The sequence below is a fragment of the Phenylobacterium sp. genome (assembly GCF_035944335.1).
Classification (GTDB): domain Bacteria; phylum Pseudomonadota; class Alphaproteobacteria; order Caulobacterales; family Caulobacteraceae; genus Phenylobacterium.
Genome location: NZ_DASZBG010000083.1, coordinates 15065 through 27282 on the forward strand (window position 1 = coordinate 15065; position 12218 = coordinate 27282).

The 12218-nt window shown below is 72.7% G+C and carries 12 protein-coding genes and 1 tRNA gene; 7 read left to right on the plus strand and 6 right to left on the minus strand.

Annotated features, from left to right (window positions below; all coding sequences use genetic code 11):
- Positions 1-52 precede the first annotated feature (52 nt).
- The 4 genes from VGT80_RS13865 to metX form a co-directional block, all read right to left on the minus strand.
- Complete coding sequence (locus VGT80_RS13865) at positions 53-571, minus strand: GFA family protein (protein ID WP_327456753.1); 519 nt, start codon at positions 569-571, stop codon at positions 53-55.
- 74 nt (positions 572-645) lie between these two features.
- Positions 646-1515 (minus strand): alpha/beta hydrolase, encoded by an 870-nt coding sequence (locus tag VGT80_RS13870; RefSeq protein ID WP_327456755.1) that lies wholly within the window; start codon positions 1513-1515, stop codon positions 646-648.
- A gap of 129 nt (positions 1516-1644) precedes the next feature.
- Entirely contained in the window at positions 1645-2256 is a 612-nt protein-coding gene (gene metW / locus VGT80_RS13875; protein WP_327456757.1) for a methionine biosynthesis protein MetW, read from the minus strand.
- Positions 2253-3407 (minus strand): homoserine O-acetyltransferase MetX, encoded by a 1155-nt coding sequence (gene metX, locus VGT80_RS13880; RefSeq protein WP_327456759.1) that lies wholly within the window; start codon positions 3405-3407, stop codon positions 2253-2255. Before metX ends, metW begins: the two co-directional genes overlap by 4 nt.
- A 94-nt stretch (positions 3408-3501) precedes the next feature.
- On the opposite strand from metX, the gene VGT80_RS13885 reads away from it, so the two are divergent.
- From VGT80_RS13885 to VGT80_RS13900, 4 genes are all read left to right on the plus strand, one after another.
- Positions 3502-3999 carry a SixA phosphatase family protein gene (locus tag VGT80_RS13885; RefSeq protein ID WP_327456761.1) on the plus strand — a complete coding sequence of 166 codons (498 nt, stop codon included), beginning with the start codon at positions 3502-3504 and terminating at the stop codon, positions 3997-3999.
- Positions 3996-4337 carry a DUF952 domain-containing protein gene (locus VGT80_RS13890; RefSeq protein WP_327456763.1) on the plus strand — a complete coding sequence of 114 codons (342 nt, stop codon included), beginning with the start codon at positions 3996-3998 and terminating at the stop codon, positions 4335-4337. Before VGT80_RS13885 ends, VGT80_RS13890 begins: the two co-directional genes overlap by 4 nt.
- The gene (locus VGT80_RS13895; protein WP_327456765.1) at positions 4334-5380 is read left to right on the plus strand and encodes a quinone-dependent dihydroorotate dehydrogenase; all 1047 of its coding nucleotides are present in this window, start codon (positions 4334-4336) and stop codon (positions 5378-5380) included. The genes VGT80_RS13890 and VGT80_RS13895 overlap by 4 nt, the downstream gene beginning before the upstream one ends.
- 71 nt (positions 5381-5451) lie before the next feature.
- Positions 5452-6924, plus strand: a complete 1473-nt coding sequence (locus tag VGT80_RS13900) for a HAMP domain-containing sensor histidine kinase (RefSeq protein WP_327456767.1) — start codon at positions 5452-5454, stop codon at positions 6922-6924.
- On the opposite strand, the gene ggt is transcribed toward VGT80_RS13900, so the two are convergent.
- Complete coding sequence (gene ggt, locus VGT80_RS13905; protein WP_327456769.1) at positions 6921-8678, minus strand: gamma-glutamyltransferase; 1758 nt, start codon at positions 8676-8678, stop codon at positions 6921-6923. The two genes, VGT80_RS13900 and ggt, sit on opposite strands and share 4 nt — an antisense overlap.
- A gap of 93 nt (positions 8679-8771) precedes the next feature.
- Between ggt and VGT80_RS13910 the strand changes: the two genes are divergently transcribed.
- The gene (locus VGT80_RS13910) at positions 8772-9806 is read left to right on the plus strand and encodes a P1 family peptidase (RefSeq protein ID WP_327456771.1); all 1035 of its coding nucleotides are present in this window, start codon (positions 8772-8774) and stop codon (positions 9804-9806) included.
- Here the strand turns inward: VGT80_RS13910 and VGT80_RS13915 are convergent.
- The gene (locus VGT80_RS13915) at positions 9803-10858 is read right to left on the minus strand and encodes a hypothetical protein (protein WP_327456773.1); all 1056 of its coding nucleotides are present in this window, start codon (positions 10856-10858) and stop codon (positions 9803-9805) included. The genes VGT80_RS13910 and VGT80_RS13915 overlap by 4 nt on opposite strands.
- Before the next feature lie 38 nt (positions 10859-10896).
- On the opposite strand from VGT80_RS13915, the gene VGT80_RS13920 reads away from it, so the two are divergent.
- A complete protein-coding gene (locus tag VGT80_RS13920) occupies positions 10897-12087 on the plus strand; it encodes a tetratricopeptide repeat protein (RefSeq protein WP_327456775.1) in 1191 nt (396 codons plus the stop codon).
- 50 nt (positions 12088-12137) lie between these two features.
- Positions 12138-12214: transfer RNA gene (locus VGT80_RS13925), tRNA-Arg, on the plus strand.
- The last annotated feature ends 4 nt before the right edge of the window (positions 12215-12218 follow it).

The following is a 12218-nucleotide window of genomic DNA, read 5'->3' on the forward strand; positions in this document are numbered from 1 at the left end:
CCCTCCAGCTTCACCTTGGAAATGGCGACGGCGGCGCGCCGCGCAAGCCGCCTCAGTCCTGCGCGGTAAATAGCGCGTCGATGGCGTCGGCTGGCTTCTTCCGCTTGGGGCGTTCCCACATCACGCCCGGATAGCCCTTCAGGGGCGCGAGCGGCGCGCCGCCGTATTCCCAGTCGGCGGCCTCGGCGAGATTCATGTGATAGCGCGGCTCGCGCCCGGTGCGCGAGGCGAACAGGGCGCGCGGGATGTTGACGATCTTGGGCGACCGCGCGCGCTCATAGAGCATGGGCGTGCCGCAGCGGGCGCAGAAGCTGCGCGTGGTCTTGCGCTCGGCGTCCTCGTAGCGGGTCAGCAGCTCCTCGCCCAAGAGCATGCGGAAACGGCTCTTCCAGCTGCCGACATAGGTGGCGTAGGCGCAGCCCTGGGCGCGGCGCGAGGCCTCGCCATGGTCGTGCCAGGCCCAGACGCCCGGCACGTCGATCTCCAACCGCACGGCGCCGCAGACGCAAGCGGCCCGCGCCTGCACGGCCGAGCGTTTCTCGCCCTTCGGCGGATCGGCGCGTCTTGGCATGGTTGGGGTTCCTCCCGGATCGGCTCTAGCCTCGCCTGCCGCCAACGTTGAGTCAGCATGTTCCGCAGGTCGACCTATGGCGACCGGTCCAGCAGCGCGGCGACCGCGGCGTGAAAGCCTGCGGGATCCTGCTGCGGCCCGCCGTGGCTCACATTGGGCAGGATCACCAGGATGGCGCCGGGAATCAGGCGCGCCAGCAGGCGGGTGTGCGAGGGGTCGATGAACTGTTCGTACTCGCCGTCGGCGATCACGGTTGGCGCCTTGATCCGCCCAAGCTCTGCCGGCGTCAGGTTCGGCTCCGTGGCGTACAGCCGGCCGAGCGAAGTCCGCAGGTCCGCGAAACCCTCCGGCGTGGGTGAACGCCGACGATAGTCCTCGGCCATCCGCGCGACATAGGCCGCCCCGACCGACTTGAGCGCCGGGTCCGGCGGCGATAGCCGCTGGGCATGGGTATTGAAGTTGGCGCCCCAGGCGAACAGCCTGTCGACCCGTTCGGGATGCTCGATGGCGAGCAACAGGCCGATGATTCCGCCATCGCTGGCGCCGACGATGGAAGCGCGCCGCAGGTGCAGGGCGTCCATCAGGGCCACGACGTCCGAGGCCATCAGCTCATAGGTGAGCGGCGCCTCCGAGCGGCTGCTGCGGCCCTGGCCGCGACTGTCCATGACGACAACTTCGTGCCCGGCCAGCCGCGGAACCTCGAAGCTCCAGGAGTCCGATGAGCCCATGCCGCCATGCAGCAGGACGACGGGGCGGCCGGCGCCGCGATGGAACACGGCGTAGTACAGCCGCGCGCCGTCGTGGGTGATGAAGCCGCTGCCGTCGGCCGCCGGCATGGGCGGCGCCTCGGGGAAGGTGGCCCAAAGGGGAGCGCTCCCGGATGCCGCGGCGCAGGGCGCGATCGCCAGGGCGCCGATCATCAGCAACAGCTTTCCGAACGCCATGAGGACCCGCTTTCCGCTGGACCACCGACAGTAGGGGGCGGAGCGGGTGGCCCGCAACGGCCCGAGAGCCGTCATGGGACCTGGCGTCGGACGCGGTGCGCCTCTTCCGGCGAGGCGGAGAGCGGCGGTTCAGCCCTGGCTGAGCAGGAACAGGGCCGTCTCGGCGCGCCAGTTCTCGAGGATGCCGGCGGGATCGAAGGCGCGGGCCGGCTTGCCGGCCGTCAGCGCGGCGCAGGCCTCGATCCTGAGGTCCAGGATGCGGCACAGGTCGGTGAAGTCCTTGAGCGTGCAGAGGTGGATGTTGGGCGTCGCCCACCAGGGGTCGGGGAGCGCGCGGGTCTCCGGCATCCGGCCGCGGGTCATCAGCGAGACGCGCATCCGCCAGTGGCCGAAGTTCGGCACCGAGACGATGGCCCGGTCGGCGATGCGCAGCAGCTCGGAGAGCACGTGCCGGGGCTCGCGCATCTGCTGCAGGGTCTTGGAGAGCACCGCGTAGTCGAAGGCCCGCGTCGGGAAGTAGTCGAGGTCGCGGTCGCCGTCGCCCTGCACGACCGCCAGGCCTTTGGCGAGGCAGGCCGCGACGTTCTCCGGCGAGAGCTCCAGCCCCTGGCCGTCGACGGCCTTTTCGCGGGTCAGGAGCTCCAGCAGCGCGCCGTCCTCGCAGCCCACGTCGAGCACGCGCGAGCCGGGCTTCACCAGCCGCAGGATCTCGGCGAAGTCCTCGCGGACAGCCGCGCTCACTTGAGGCCCCGCGCCTGGGCGCCGGCGGAGAAGAAGCCCTTGAGCGCCGCGTCGAGCTGCGGCTCGTCGAGGAAGAAGGCGTCGTGGCCCTTGTCCGTCTCGATCTCCACGAAGCTGGCGCGGGCCCCGGCGGCGTTGAGTGCGCGGACGATCTCGCGGCTTTCCGGGGTCGGATAGAGCCAGTCCGACGAGAAGGACAGCACGCAGAAGCGCACCTTGCGCGCCGCCTGGAAGGCCTGCGCCAGCACGCCTCCGTGCTGGGCGGCGAGGTCGAAGTAGTCGAGCGCGCGGGTGATGTAGAGGTAGGAGTTGGCGTCGAAGCGGTCGACGAAGCTCGCGCCTTGGTGACGGAGATAGCTCTCGACCTGGAAATCGGCGTCGAAGCCCCAGGAGAGGCCGTCGCGCTGCAGTTCGCGGCCGAACTTTCGCTGCAGGGCGGCCTCGGAGAGATAGGTGATGTGCGCGGCCATGCGGGCGACCGCCAGGCCCTTCTCGGGCCGGACGCCCTGCGCCTCATAGGCGCCGCCCCGCCAGTCGGGATCGGCCATGATCGCCTGGCGGCCGACCTCGTGGAAGGCGATGTTCTGGGCCGAATGCCGCGGCGCCGCGGCGATGCAGATCGCCGAGAACAGCTTGTCGGGATAGTCCGCCGCCCACTGCAGCACCTGCATGCCGCCCATGGAGCCGCCGATCACCGCGAACAGGGTGTCGATGCCCAGCGCCTCGATCAGCATGGCCTGGGCGCGGACCATGTCGCCGATGGTGATCACCGGGAAGGCCAGGCCATAGGGCTCTTTGGTCTTCGGATTGATCGAGGCCGGGCCCGTGGAGCCCATGCAGCCGCCGATCACATTGGTGCAGATGACGAAGTAGCGATCGGTGTCGAGCGGCTTGCCGGGGCCGACGAAGCGGTCCCACCAGCCGGGCTTGCCGGTCATCGGATGGGTGGAGGCCAGATGCTGGTCGCCGGTCAGGGCGTGGCAGACCAGGACGGCGTTGGTCTTGTCGGCGTTCAGCCGGCCGTAGGTCTTGTAGGCGATCTCCAGGGGGCCGAGGCTGGCCCCCGAATCCAGGCGCAGGGATTGGCCCGCCGGGAACCGCCAGGTCCCGCCGTCCTCGGTCTCGGCGTTTTGCGCGGCCGCCTTGGTCATCGGTGGCCTTAGGACGGCCAAGCCCCTGCGCTGTCAATGCTTCGCAGCGGGCGCGGGCGCGGCTATGACGGCGTTCCGACAGGGTGGAGCGTCCATGGATCGGCTGATCCTTTTCCGGCACGGCAAGGCGGAGAACGAGAGCGCCAGCGGCGACGATTTCGACCGGCGCCTGGCGCCGCGGGGCCTGCGGGAATCGGCGGAGATGGGCGAGACCCTGGCGCGGCTCGGCCTGATCCCGGACGTCGCCCTGGTGTCCCCGGCGGCGCGCGCGCAGGAGACCTGGGCGGCGGCGCAGCCGGCGTTTCCCCAGGCCCGGACGCAGCTGGAGCCGGAACTCTACAACGCCGATCCCGGGACCATCTTGCAGGCGGCGGAGGCGGCCGGGCGCGGCTGCGGCGTGGTGATGGTGGTGGGCCACAATCCCGGCCTGCAGGAGCTGACCGTGCGGCTTCTGGTCGAGGGCTCGGCGGCGCCGGCCGTGATGGCCCGCCCCATGCGCCAGTTCCCGCCGGCGGCGGCGGCGGTGTTCCTGATCGACGCCAACGGCCGGCCGGCCTTCGACGGCCTGTTCTTCCCGGAGCGCGGCGGTTGAGCCGCATCTACAAGATCCTCGCCCGCCGTGACTGGGAGGCGGCCTGGAACGCCCAGGTCTACGAGGGCTCCGAGCTCGACCGGGCCGACGGATTCATCCATTTCTCGACCGCCGAACAGGCGCAGGAAACCGCCAGCCGGCATTTCCGCGGCCAGGCGGGGCTGGTGGTGCTGGAGGTCGAGGTCGACGACCTGGGCGACGCCTTGCGCTGGGAGGCCTCGCGCGGCGGCCAGCTCTTCCCCCACCTCTATGGCGCCCTGCCGGCCAGTCTGGTGCGCGGCGTGGCCGAGGCGCCGCTCGACCCCGATGGCGTCCCGCTGATCGGAGTTCTTCCTTGAGCGGGCTGCATGGACTGGCGACGCGGGCGCTGCGCGGGCTCGATCCGGAGGACGCCCATGGCCTGGCCATCGCCGGGCTGAAGGCGGGGCTCGGGCCGGTGGGCGGCCGCGACGATCCGGTCCTTCGCGGCGCGCTGGCGGGCGTCGCCTTGCCCAATGTCGTGGGGTTGGCGCCCGGGTTCGACAAGGACGCCGAGGTCTATGCCCCCATGCTGCGGGCCGGCTTCGGCTTCGTGGAATGCGGCACGGTCACGCCGCTCGCTCAGCGCGGAAATCCGCGGCCGCGGCTGTTCCGGCTGACCCAGGACCGGGCGGTGATAAACCGCATGGGCTTCAACAACCACGGGCTGGAGGCCTTCGCCCGGCGGTTGGCGCGGCGCGACGCTGCGGGCGTGGTCGGCGCCAATATCGGGGCCAACAAGGACGCGGACGATCGCATCGGCGACTATGTGACGGGCCTGAAGCGCCTGTGGGGCCTGGCGTCCTATTTCACCATCAACATCTCCTCGCCCAACACGCCGGGCCTGCGCGCCCTGCAGACCAAGGCCGCGCTGGAAGAGCTGCTGGGCCGGCTCTCCGAGGCGCGCGACGCGATGCCGGCGGAAGGCCGCGCGCCCATGTTCCTCAAGGTGGCCCCGGATCTGCAGGCCGGCGAGGTCGAGACGATCACCGAGACGGTGGTCGCCCACGGCCTGGCGGGCGTCATGGTCTCCAACACCACGGTCTCGCGGCCGGAGCTGAGGTCGGCGCAACGCGACGAGGCGGGCGGCCTCTCGGGCGCGCCGCTGATGGCGCTGTCGACGCGGGTGCTGGCGGAGTTCGCGGCCGCGGCCGCGGGCCGGCTGGCGCTGGTGGGCGTCGGCGGCGTCGCCTCGGGCGCGGACGCCTACGCCAAGATCCGCGCCGGGGCCTGCGCGGTGCAGCTCTATTCGGCGCTGGTGTTCGAGGGGCCGGGCCTCGTCACCCGGATCAAGCGCGACCTTGCGGCGCGCCTGCGGGCCGACGGATTTGCTTCCGCCCAGGCCGCAGTGGGCGCGAAATAGGCCGGTCCCGGCCCCTGAGTCGAGCGGCGGCGGTTTGCCGGGAACCGCAGGCTGGACTATCGGAAGGGGACATGGCGGACGCCCCGCAGGAGCCTGCGATCGTACAAAGGCCCCGCTTCCTCTGGCCGGGCGGCCTCTCGGCGCGCCTGCTGACGCTGACCATCCTCTTCGTGGCCTTCGGAGGCCTGCTGTCCCTGCCGCCGGTGCTGGCCGCCTTCGAGGAGCAGTGGCTGCTGGACCGGGTGCGGGCCGCCGAGCTGGCTTCCCTCGCCCCCGAGGTCGCCCCCGACCGCAAGGTCTCCGAGCAGCTGAAGACCGAGCTGCTGCGCGGCGCGGGCGTCGAGATCGTGGCCATCTCCAACGACAAGATCCGCAGCCTGGTGTTCTCCGGGCCGCGCTCGGCCGTGGCGCCCTATCTGGTGGACCTCCGAGGCAATGTGGGCCTCGACGTGCTGGCGCCGTTCCGGACCCTGTTCAGCGCGCCCGGCAGCCGGATCCGGGTGATGGCCGCGCCGCGGTTCCGCAAAGCCGACTTCGTGGAGTTCGTGGCGCCCGCCGCGGAGCTGAAGAAGGCGCTGATCGACTACCTCTGGCGGGTGGTGCTGGTGATCGGCTTCGTCTCCACCATCGCGGGCTTGCTGGTCTATCTGACCCTGAACTTCTTCCTGGTGCGGCCCATGCAGCGGATCACCTACGCCATGGAGCGGTTCCGCGCCGACCCGGACGACCCGCGGGCCCGCGTGCCGCTGTCGGGCCGCCGCGACGAGATCGGCCGCGCCGAGACCGAGCTCGACCGGATGCAGGCCGACCTTCGGGTGGCGCTCAATTCCCGCGCGCGCCTCGCCGCGCTCGGCGAGGCGGTGGCCAAGATCAACCACGACCTGAAGAACATGCTGACCTCGGCCCAGATCGCCTCGGAGCGGCTGGCCGCGCTGAAGGACCCCAAGGTGACCCAGGCGCTGCCGAGGCTCGAACGCGCGCTCGACCGGGCGGTGACGCTGGCCTCGGGCGTGCTGGCCTATGGCAAGACCCAGGAGGCGGCGCCGGAGCCGCGGGCGGTGCGGCTGGCGCCGGCCATCGAGGCGGCGGCCGAGGAGGCGAGGCTGTCGAAGGACGGCGTGCGGCTGGTGAGCGACATCGATCCCGGCGACCAGGTCATCGCCGACCCCGACCAGCTGCACCGGATCCTGGCCAACCTGTTGCGCAACGCCCGCGAGGCCATCGAGCACCAGGAGGGTCGCGCCCGCAAGGGCGTGGTGACCCTCAGCGTCGCCTATCCCGGGGAGGTCACGGTGATCCGCGTGGCCGACAATGGGCCGGGCCTGCCGGAGCGCGCGCGCGAGCGGCTGTTCCTGCCCTTCGCCGGGTCGGGCCGGCCTGACGGCGCGGGCCTCGGCCTGGCTATCGCGCGTGAGCTGGCGCAGGGCCACGGCGGCGACGTGACGCTGGCCGAGAACAGCCCCAAGGGGGCGGTCTTCGAGCTGCGGCTGCCCGGCGCGCCGACGCGGGTGGCGACCCCGCGACGTGGGCGCAGCGCGAGCTAGTACCCCTTCGAAATGCCCTCGCGGCGGGGATCGGCGGCGCCGCGCAGGCCGCCGGGGACCTTCTCGATGCCGTGCAGGCCCGAGGCCTCGGCGCCGAAGCCGCCGGTCAGCTTCATGCCCTTGGCGGCCAGGCCGGCGACCACGGCCGGCGGATATTTGTCCGGCTCGGTGGCGTAGAAATTGCCCGCCGCGATCATGTTCGGCAGCTCGATCGCCTGTTGCAGGCTCAGCTTCCAGTCGACCATGCCGACCACCGCCTTCAGGTCATAGGCGACGATCGCCGGCCCGCCGGGCGAACCCACCGCGGCGACGAAACGGCCCTGGCGGTCGAGGATGATGGTCGGCGACATGGCCGAGCGTGGCCGTTTGCGCGGCGCGACCGCGTTGGCGGCCGGCGCGCCGTCCGACTGCTTCGGCGAGAACGAGAAATCGGTCAGCTGGTTGTTGAGGAAGAAGCCGGCGACCATGCGGCCGTCGCCGAAGATGCTTTCGACCGTGGTGGTCATGGAGACCACGTTGCCCGCGGCGTCGACGACGGTGAAGTGGGTGGTGCCGCCGGGCTCCAGGGTGTGATCGGGACCGAAGTCCGGCGCGCCCCGGGGCTTGCCGGGGGGCGGCGGCGGCCCGGCGACGGCGCCGATCAGCGTGGCGCGCTCGGCGGTGTAGGCGGGGTCAAGCAGGCCCTCGGTGGGCGTCTTCACGAATTCCGGGTCGCCCATGTAGCGGTCGCGGTCGGCGTACATCAGCCGGCTGGCCTGGGCGAACAGGTACCAGCCCTGCGGATCGGTCGGTCCGTGGGCGGCGATGTCGGTGTGCGACAGGATGCCGAGCGCCTCCAGCACCGAGGGTCCGCCGGAGGGGGCGGGCGGGGTGCAGACCTCGTATTGGCGATAGGGCCGGCAGAGCGCGGGGCCGGACTCGGGCCGGTAGCTCTTGAGGTCCTCCAGGGTCATGGAGCCGGGGACGGGCCCCTGGCGCAGCTTGGCGACGATCGCCGCGGCGATGGGACCTTCGAGGATCGCCTTGGGTCCCTCGGCGGCGAGCTTGCGCAGCGTCGCGGCGTAGGCCGGGTTCCTGATGATGTCGCCCTGCTTGTACCTGGTCCCGTCGGGCTTCGTGAAATAGGCGACGGCGTCCGGCGTCTGGGCCTGCGGCGCCCGCGAGGCGGCCGCGGCGGCCATGCGGCCGGGGACCGGGAAGCCCTGGTCGGCCAGCCGCTCGGGCTCGGCGAACAGCTGGCTCCATTTCAGCCTGCCGTGCTGGCTCTGGGCCAGGTGCAGCATGGCGATGGCGCCGGGCACGCCGGCCGAGCGGCCGGAGACCATCGCGGCGCCGTGGTTCATCGGCGTGCCATCGGGGTTCAGGAACATGTCCGGCGTGGCGCCGGCCGGAGCGCGTTCGCGGCCGTTGTAGGCGGTCACCTTGTGGGTCTTGGCGTCGTAGAAGACCATGAACGACCCGCCGCCGAGGCCGGAGCTCTGCGGCTCCACGAGGCCCAGGGTCGCCTGGACGGCCACCGCGGCGTCGACCGCCGAGCCGCCGCCGCGCAGCACCTTCAGCCCGGCCTCCACCGCCATGGGATTGGCCGCGGCGACCATGGCGTGGGGTGCGAAGGCGGACCTTACGGGCGCGGCGGCCGGGACCTGGGCGGCGGCGACCGGGGCCGGCGGGGCGGCGCCGGCGATCCCGAGGGTGATGAGGCTGGCGAGGGCGCCAAGGGGGGCGAATTTCAGGGCGCGACGAAACGAGGACACGGGTTCGGGGTGCTCCGGACGGGAAACCAGGCGCCACCTTTAAGGCGCGGATGCGTGGACAACAAACCTTGCGGTGTGCGAGGTCGGCTTCTCATGGAACCCGCCGCCGGCCTAGCGCTTCCGGGCGCCCGCAATCTGATCACCGACGTGCCGGGGCTGACCGTCGGCCAGGCCGAGGACGCCGCGGCCCGCACCGGGGTCACCGTGATCCTGCCCGACGAGCGCGCGGTCTGCGCCTGCGACGTGCGCGGCGGCGCCCCGGGGACGCGGGAGACCGACGCGCTCGCGCCAGAGAACCTGGTGGATGCGGTGGACGCCGTGGTGCTCGCTGGCGGCTCGGTCTACGGCCTGGGGGCGGCGGACGGGGTGACCGCCTGGCTGGGCGCGCGGGGCCGCGGCTATTCGCTGGCGGCCAGCGCCGAGGTCCCACCCTCGCCGGTGGTGCCGGCCGCGATCCTGTTCGACATGGCCAACGGCGGAGAAAAGGCCTGGGGCGAGGCGCCGCCCTACCGCGATCTCGGCCGGGCGGCGGCCCAGGCGGCCTCGCACCAGTTCCAGCTGGGCACCGCCGGCGCCGGCATGGGCGCCATGGCCGGCGCCCTGAAGGGCGGCATAGGCTCGGCCTCGATCCGCTCCACCGACGGCTTCACGGTGGGGGCGCTGGCGGCGGTGAACAGCTGGGGCTCGGTGGTCGCGCCGGGCGGCCGCACCTTCTGGGCGGCGCCGTTCGAGATGGTCGAGGAGTTCGGCGGCCTGGGCGCCGCGGGCCTGCGCGCCGCGCCGGAGGAGTGGGGCCTCGCCAAGGGTGCGGCCTCGCTGCGCAACACCACCATCGCCTGCGTGGCCACCGACGTGGCGCTGACCCCGGCCCAGGCCAAGCGCGTGGCGATCATGGCCCAGGATGGGCTGGCGCGGGCCATCCGGCCGATCCACGCGCCGTTCGACGGCGACGTGGTCTTCGCGCTCTCCACCGGGCGGCAGACCTGCGCGGAGCCGGCGCAGCTGACCGTGGCGCGGCTGGGCTCGCTGGCGGCCGACGCCCTGGCGCGCGCCGTGGCGCGTGCGGTCTATGAGGCGACGCCATGGCCGGGCTCCGACGTGCGCTGCTGGCGCGACCTGCCCGCCTAGAGCAGGCGCGCGAGATCGGCCGTGAGGCGGGCGATGGCCGGTCCCCAGCCCTCGCCCGGCTGCTGGCGATAGAGGCGCATCGCGGGATACCAGGGGCTGTCGGCGCGGTCCCGCAGCCAGCGCCAGTCGGTCTCGATGGCCGGCAGCAGCACCCAGGTCGGCCTGCCCATGGCGCCGGCCAGGTGGGCCACGGCGGTGTCCACGGAGATGACCAGGTCGAGGCCGCCGACGATGGCGGCGGTGTCGGCGAAATCGCGCGCGCCGCTGGCCGCCGGGTCGAGCTCGACGATGCGGGCCGGCAGGGCGCGCAGGCGCTGGGCGTCGGTGGGCGAGAGCGAGCGGTGGACGTCGTTGTCGTGGGCGGGATTGCCGCGGGTCATCAGGCCGATCTTGAAGCCCTCGCCCAGCGGCGGGGCCGGATCGAGCGCGCGCAGATAGGGCTCCGCGGGGATGGTCTCCGGCGTCACGCCCAGCCGGGCGGCCAGCGACCCGGCCATGACCCAATAGTCCGGGTCCGGGAAGTCGATGGCGCCGGCCGCGGCGAGGGTGCGCACGCCGAGCGCGCCGTCGAACAACCGATGCAGGGCGGGCGCGCAGACCAGGGTGACTTCGGCGCCTTGAGCCTGCAGGACCGGCGCGAAGCGGGCGAACTGGATCTGGTCGCCGAACCCCTGCTCGGGCCAGATCAGCAGCCGCTTGCCGAGCAGGGGCTCGCCGCGCCATTCGGGGAAGGGCAGGGCGGGCTTGGCCATGGCCGGCAGCTGGTGGCGGGCCTCGAACAGGGCGAAGCCCTCGGCGAAGCGGCCCTGGCTGAGCAGCAGGGTCCCCAGAATCCGGGCGGTGGCGTCCGCGCCGGGCGCGAGCGTCAGGGTCTTGCGGTATTCGGCCTCGGCCAGGTCGAGCCGGTCCCGGCGGCGGTGGATCCCGGCCAGATGGTGGTGCGGCTCGGGCTCCGTCGGCCAGCGGGCCGCGGCCTCGGCGTAGAGGGCCATCGCCTCGGCCAGATCGCCGGCGTCGCGCGCCTCGGCGGCGCGGGCCAGCCAAGCCGCCATGTCGTTGACTTCCGCTGTCACGCTGACACCCATGGCCCATGCGGCTGACGCAAGACAATATCGAGTCGGAATTCATGCGCGCCGGCGCCCTGCAGCAGGCCGGCCGGCTCGAGGAGGCCGTCGCCCTGTGGCGCGAGATCGCCGCCGCCGCGCCGCAGAGCCCGGAGGCCCGCGCAAACCTGGGCGGGACCCTGCTGGAGCTGGGCCAGTTCGACGCCGGGGAGATCGAGCTGCGCCGCGCCGTGGAGATGAAGCCGCAGGCCCATTGGGCGCACTACAACCTGGGCCGGCTGCACCAGCTCACGCGCCGCTGGGCGCAAGCCGAGGACGCTTTCCAGGCGGCGCTGGCGCTTGCGCCGAGCGACGCCAAGGTGCGGCTGGCGCTGGGCCAGCTCTATCTGGCGCAGGGCGACTACGCCCGCGGCTGGCCGCTCTACGAGGCGCGCAGCGAGGTCCCCAGCCAGAACGCGCCGCGGCTGACCCTGCCGGGCGAATGGGCCGGCGAGCCGATCGCCGGCCGCAAGCTCTTGATCTGGCCCGAGCAGGGCTTCGGCGACCAGATCCAGTTCGCCCGCTTCGCCCCGGTGCTCAAGGCCATGGGCGCCGACGTCACCCTGGCCGCGCCGCCCGAACTCACCGTCCTGTTCGCCAGCCTCGGCGTGCGGATCGCCGAACAGACGCCGGACAAGATGACCGTGGAGACGCCGGACGTCTGGACCCTGCTGCTCTCGATCCCCGGCCGGCTCGGCGCGACGCTCGAGACCCTGCCCCAGCCGCCCTATCTCGCGGTCCCGCCGGCGCGGCGCGCCCGGTGGGCCGGCCACGCGGCCAAGGGTGCGGTGGGCGTCGTCTGGCGCGGTCGCCCGACGCCCGGCAACACGCACCGTTCGCTGCCCTCCTTGGAGGCGCTGCGGGCCCTGGCCGAGGCCGGCGCGCGGCTCGTCGACCTCAGCGAACCGCTGGGCGATTTCGCCGACCTCGCCGCGGTTATCGAACAGCTCGACCTGCTGGTCACAATCGACACCGCCGCGGCCCACCTGGCCGGCGCGCTCGGCAAGCCGTGCTGGGTGCTGCTGCCCTGGTTCCGCACCGACTGGCGCTGGCTGGCGGGGCGCGAGGACAGCCCCTGGTATCCGTCGCTCCGGCTCTTCCGCCAGCCGGCGTTCGGGGATTGGGACGGCGCCATCGCGGCCCTCGCGCGGGCCTATGCCGCACAATTCCGCAGTTGAAACCGCCCGCGCCGGTCGCTAGATAGCCGTCCCTCGCCGCAAGGCGATGCGCGCCCGTAGCTCAGCTGGATAGAGCATCAGACTACGAATCTGAGGGTCGGACGTTCGAATCGTTCCGGGCGCGCCATTTT

What these genes read in the sequence shown, in the direction of transcription:
- VGT80_RS13865 (WP_327456753.1), bottom strand. Translation starts at nt 571, where the DNA reads ATGCCAAGACGCGCCGATCCGCCGAAGGGCGAGAAACGCTCGGCCGTG.
- VGT80_RS13870 (WP_327456755.1), bottom strand. Translation starts at nt 1,515, where the DNA reads ATGGCGTTCGGAAAGCTGTTGCTGATGATCGGCGCCCTGGCGATCGCG.
- metX (WP_327456759.1), bottom strand. Translation starts at nt 3,407, where the DNA reads ATGACCAAGGCGGCCGCGCAAAACGCCGAGACCGAGGACGGCGGGACC.
- VGT80_RS13885 (WP_327456761.1), top strand. Translation starts at nt 3,502, where the DNA reads ATGGATCGGCTGATCCTTTTCCGGCACGGCAAGGCGGAGAACGAGAGC.
- VGT80_RS13900 (WP_327456767.1), top strand. Translation starts at nt 5,452, where the DNA reads ATGGCGGACGCCCCGCAGGAGCCTGCGATCGTACAAAGGCCCCGCTTC.
- VGT80_RS13910 (WP_327456771.1), top strand. Translation starts at nt 8,772, where the DNA reads ATGGAACCCGCCGCCGGCCTAGCGCTTCCGGGCGCCCGCAATCTGATC.
- VGT80_RS13915 (WP_327456773.1), bottom strand. Translation starts at nt 10,858, where the DNA reads ATGGCGGCTTGGCTGGCCCGCGCCGCCGAGGCGCGCGACGCCGGCGAT.
- VGT80_RS13920 (WP_327456775.1), top strand. Translation starts at nt 10,897, where the DNA reads ATGCGGCTGACGCAAGACAATATCGAGTCGGAATTCATGCGCGCCGGC.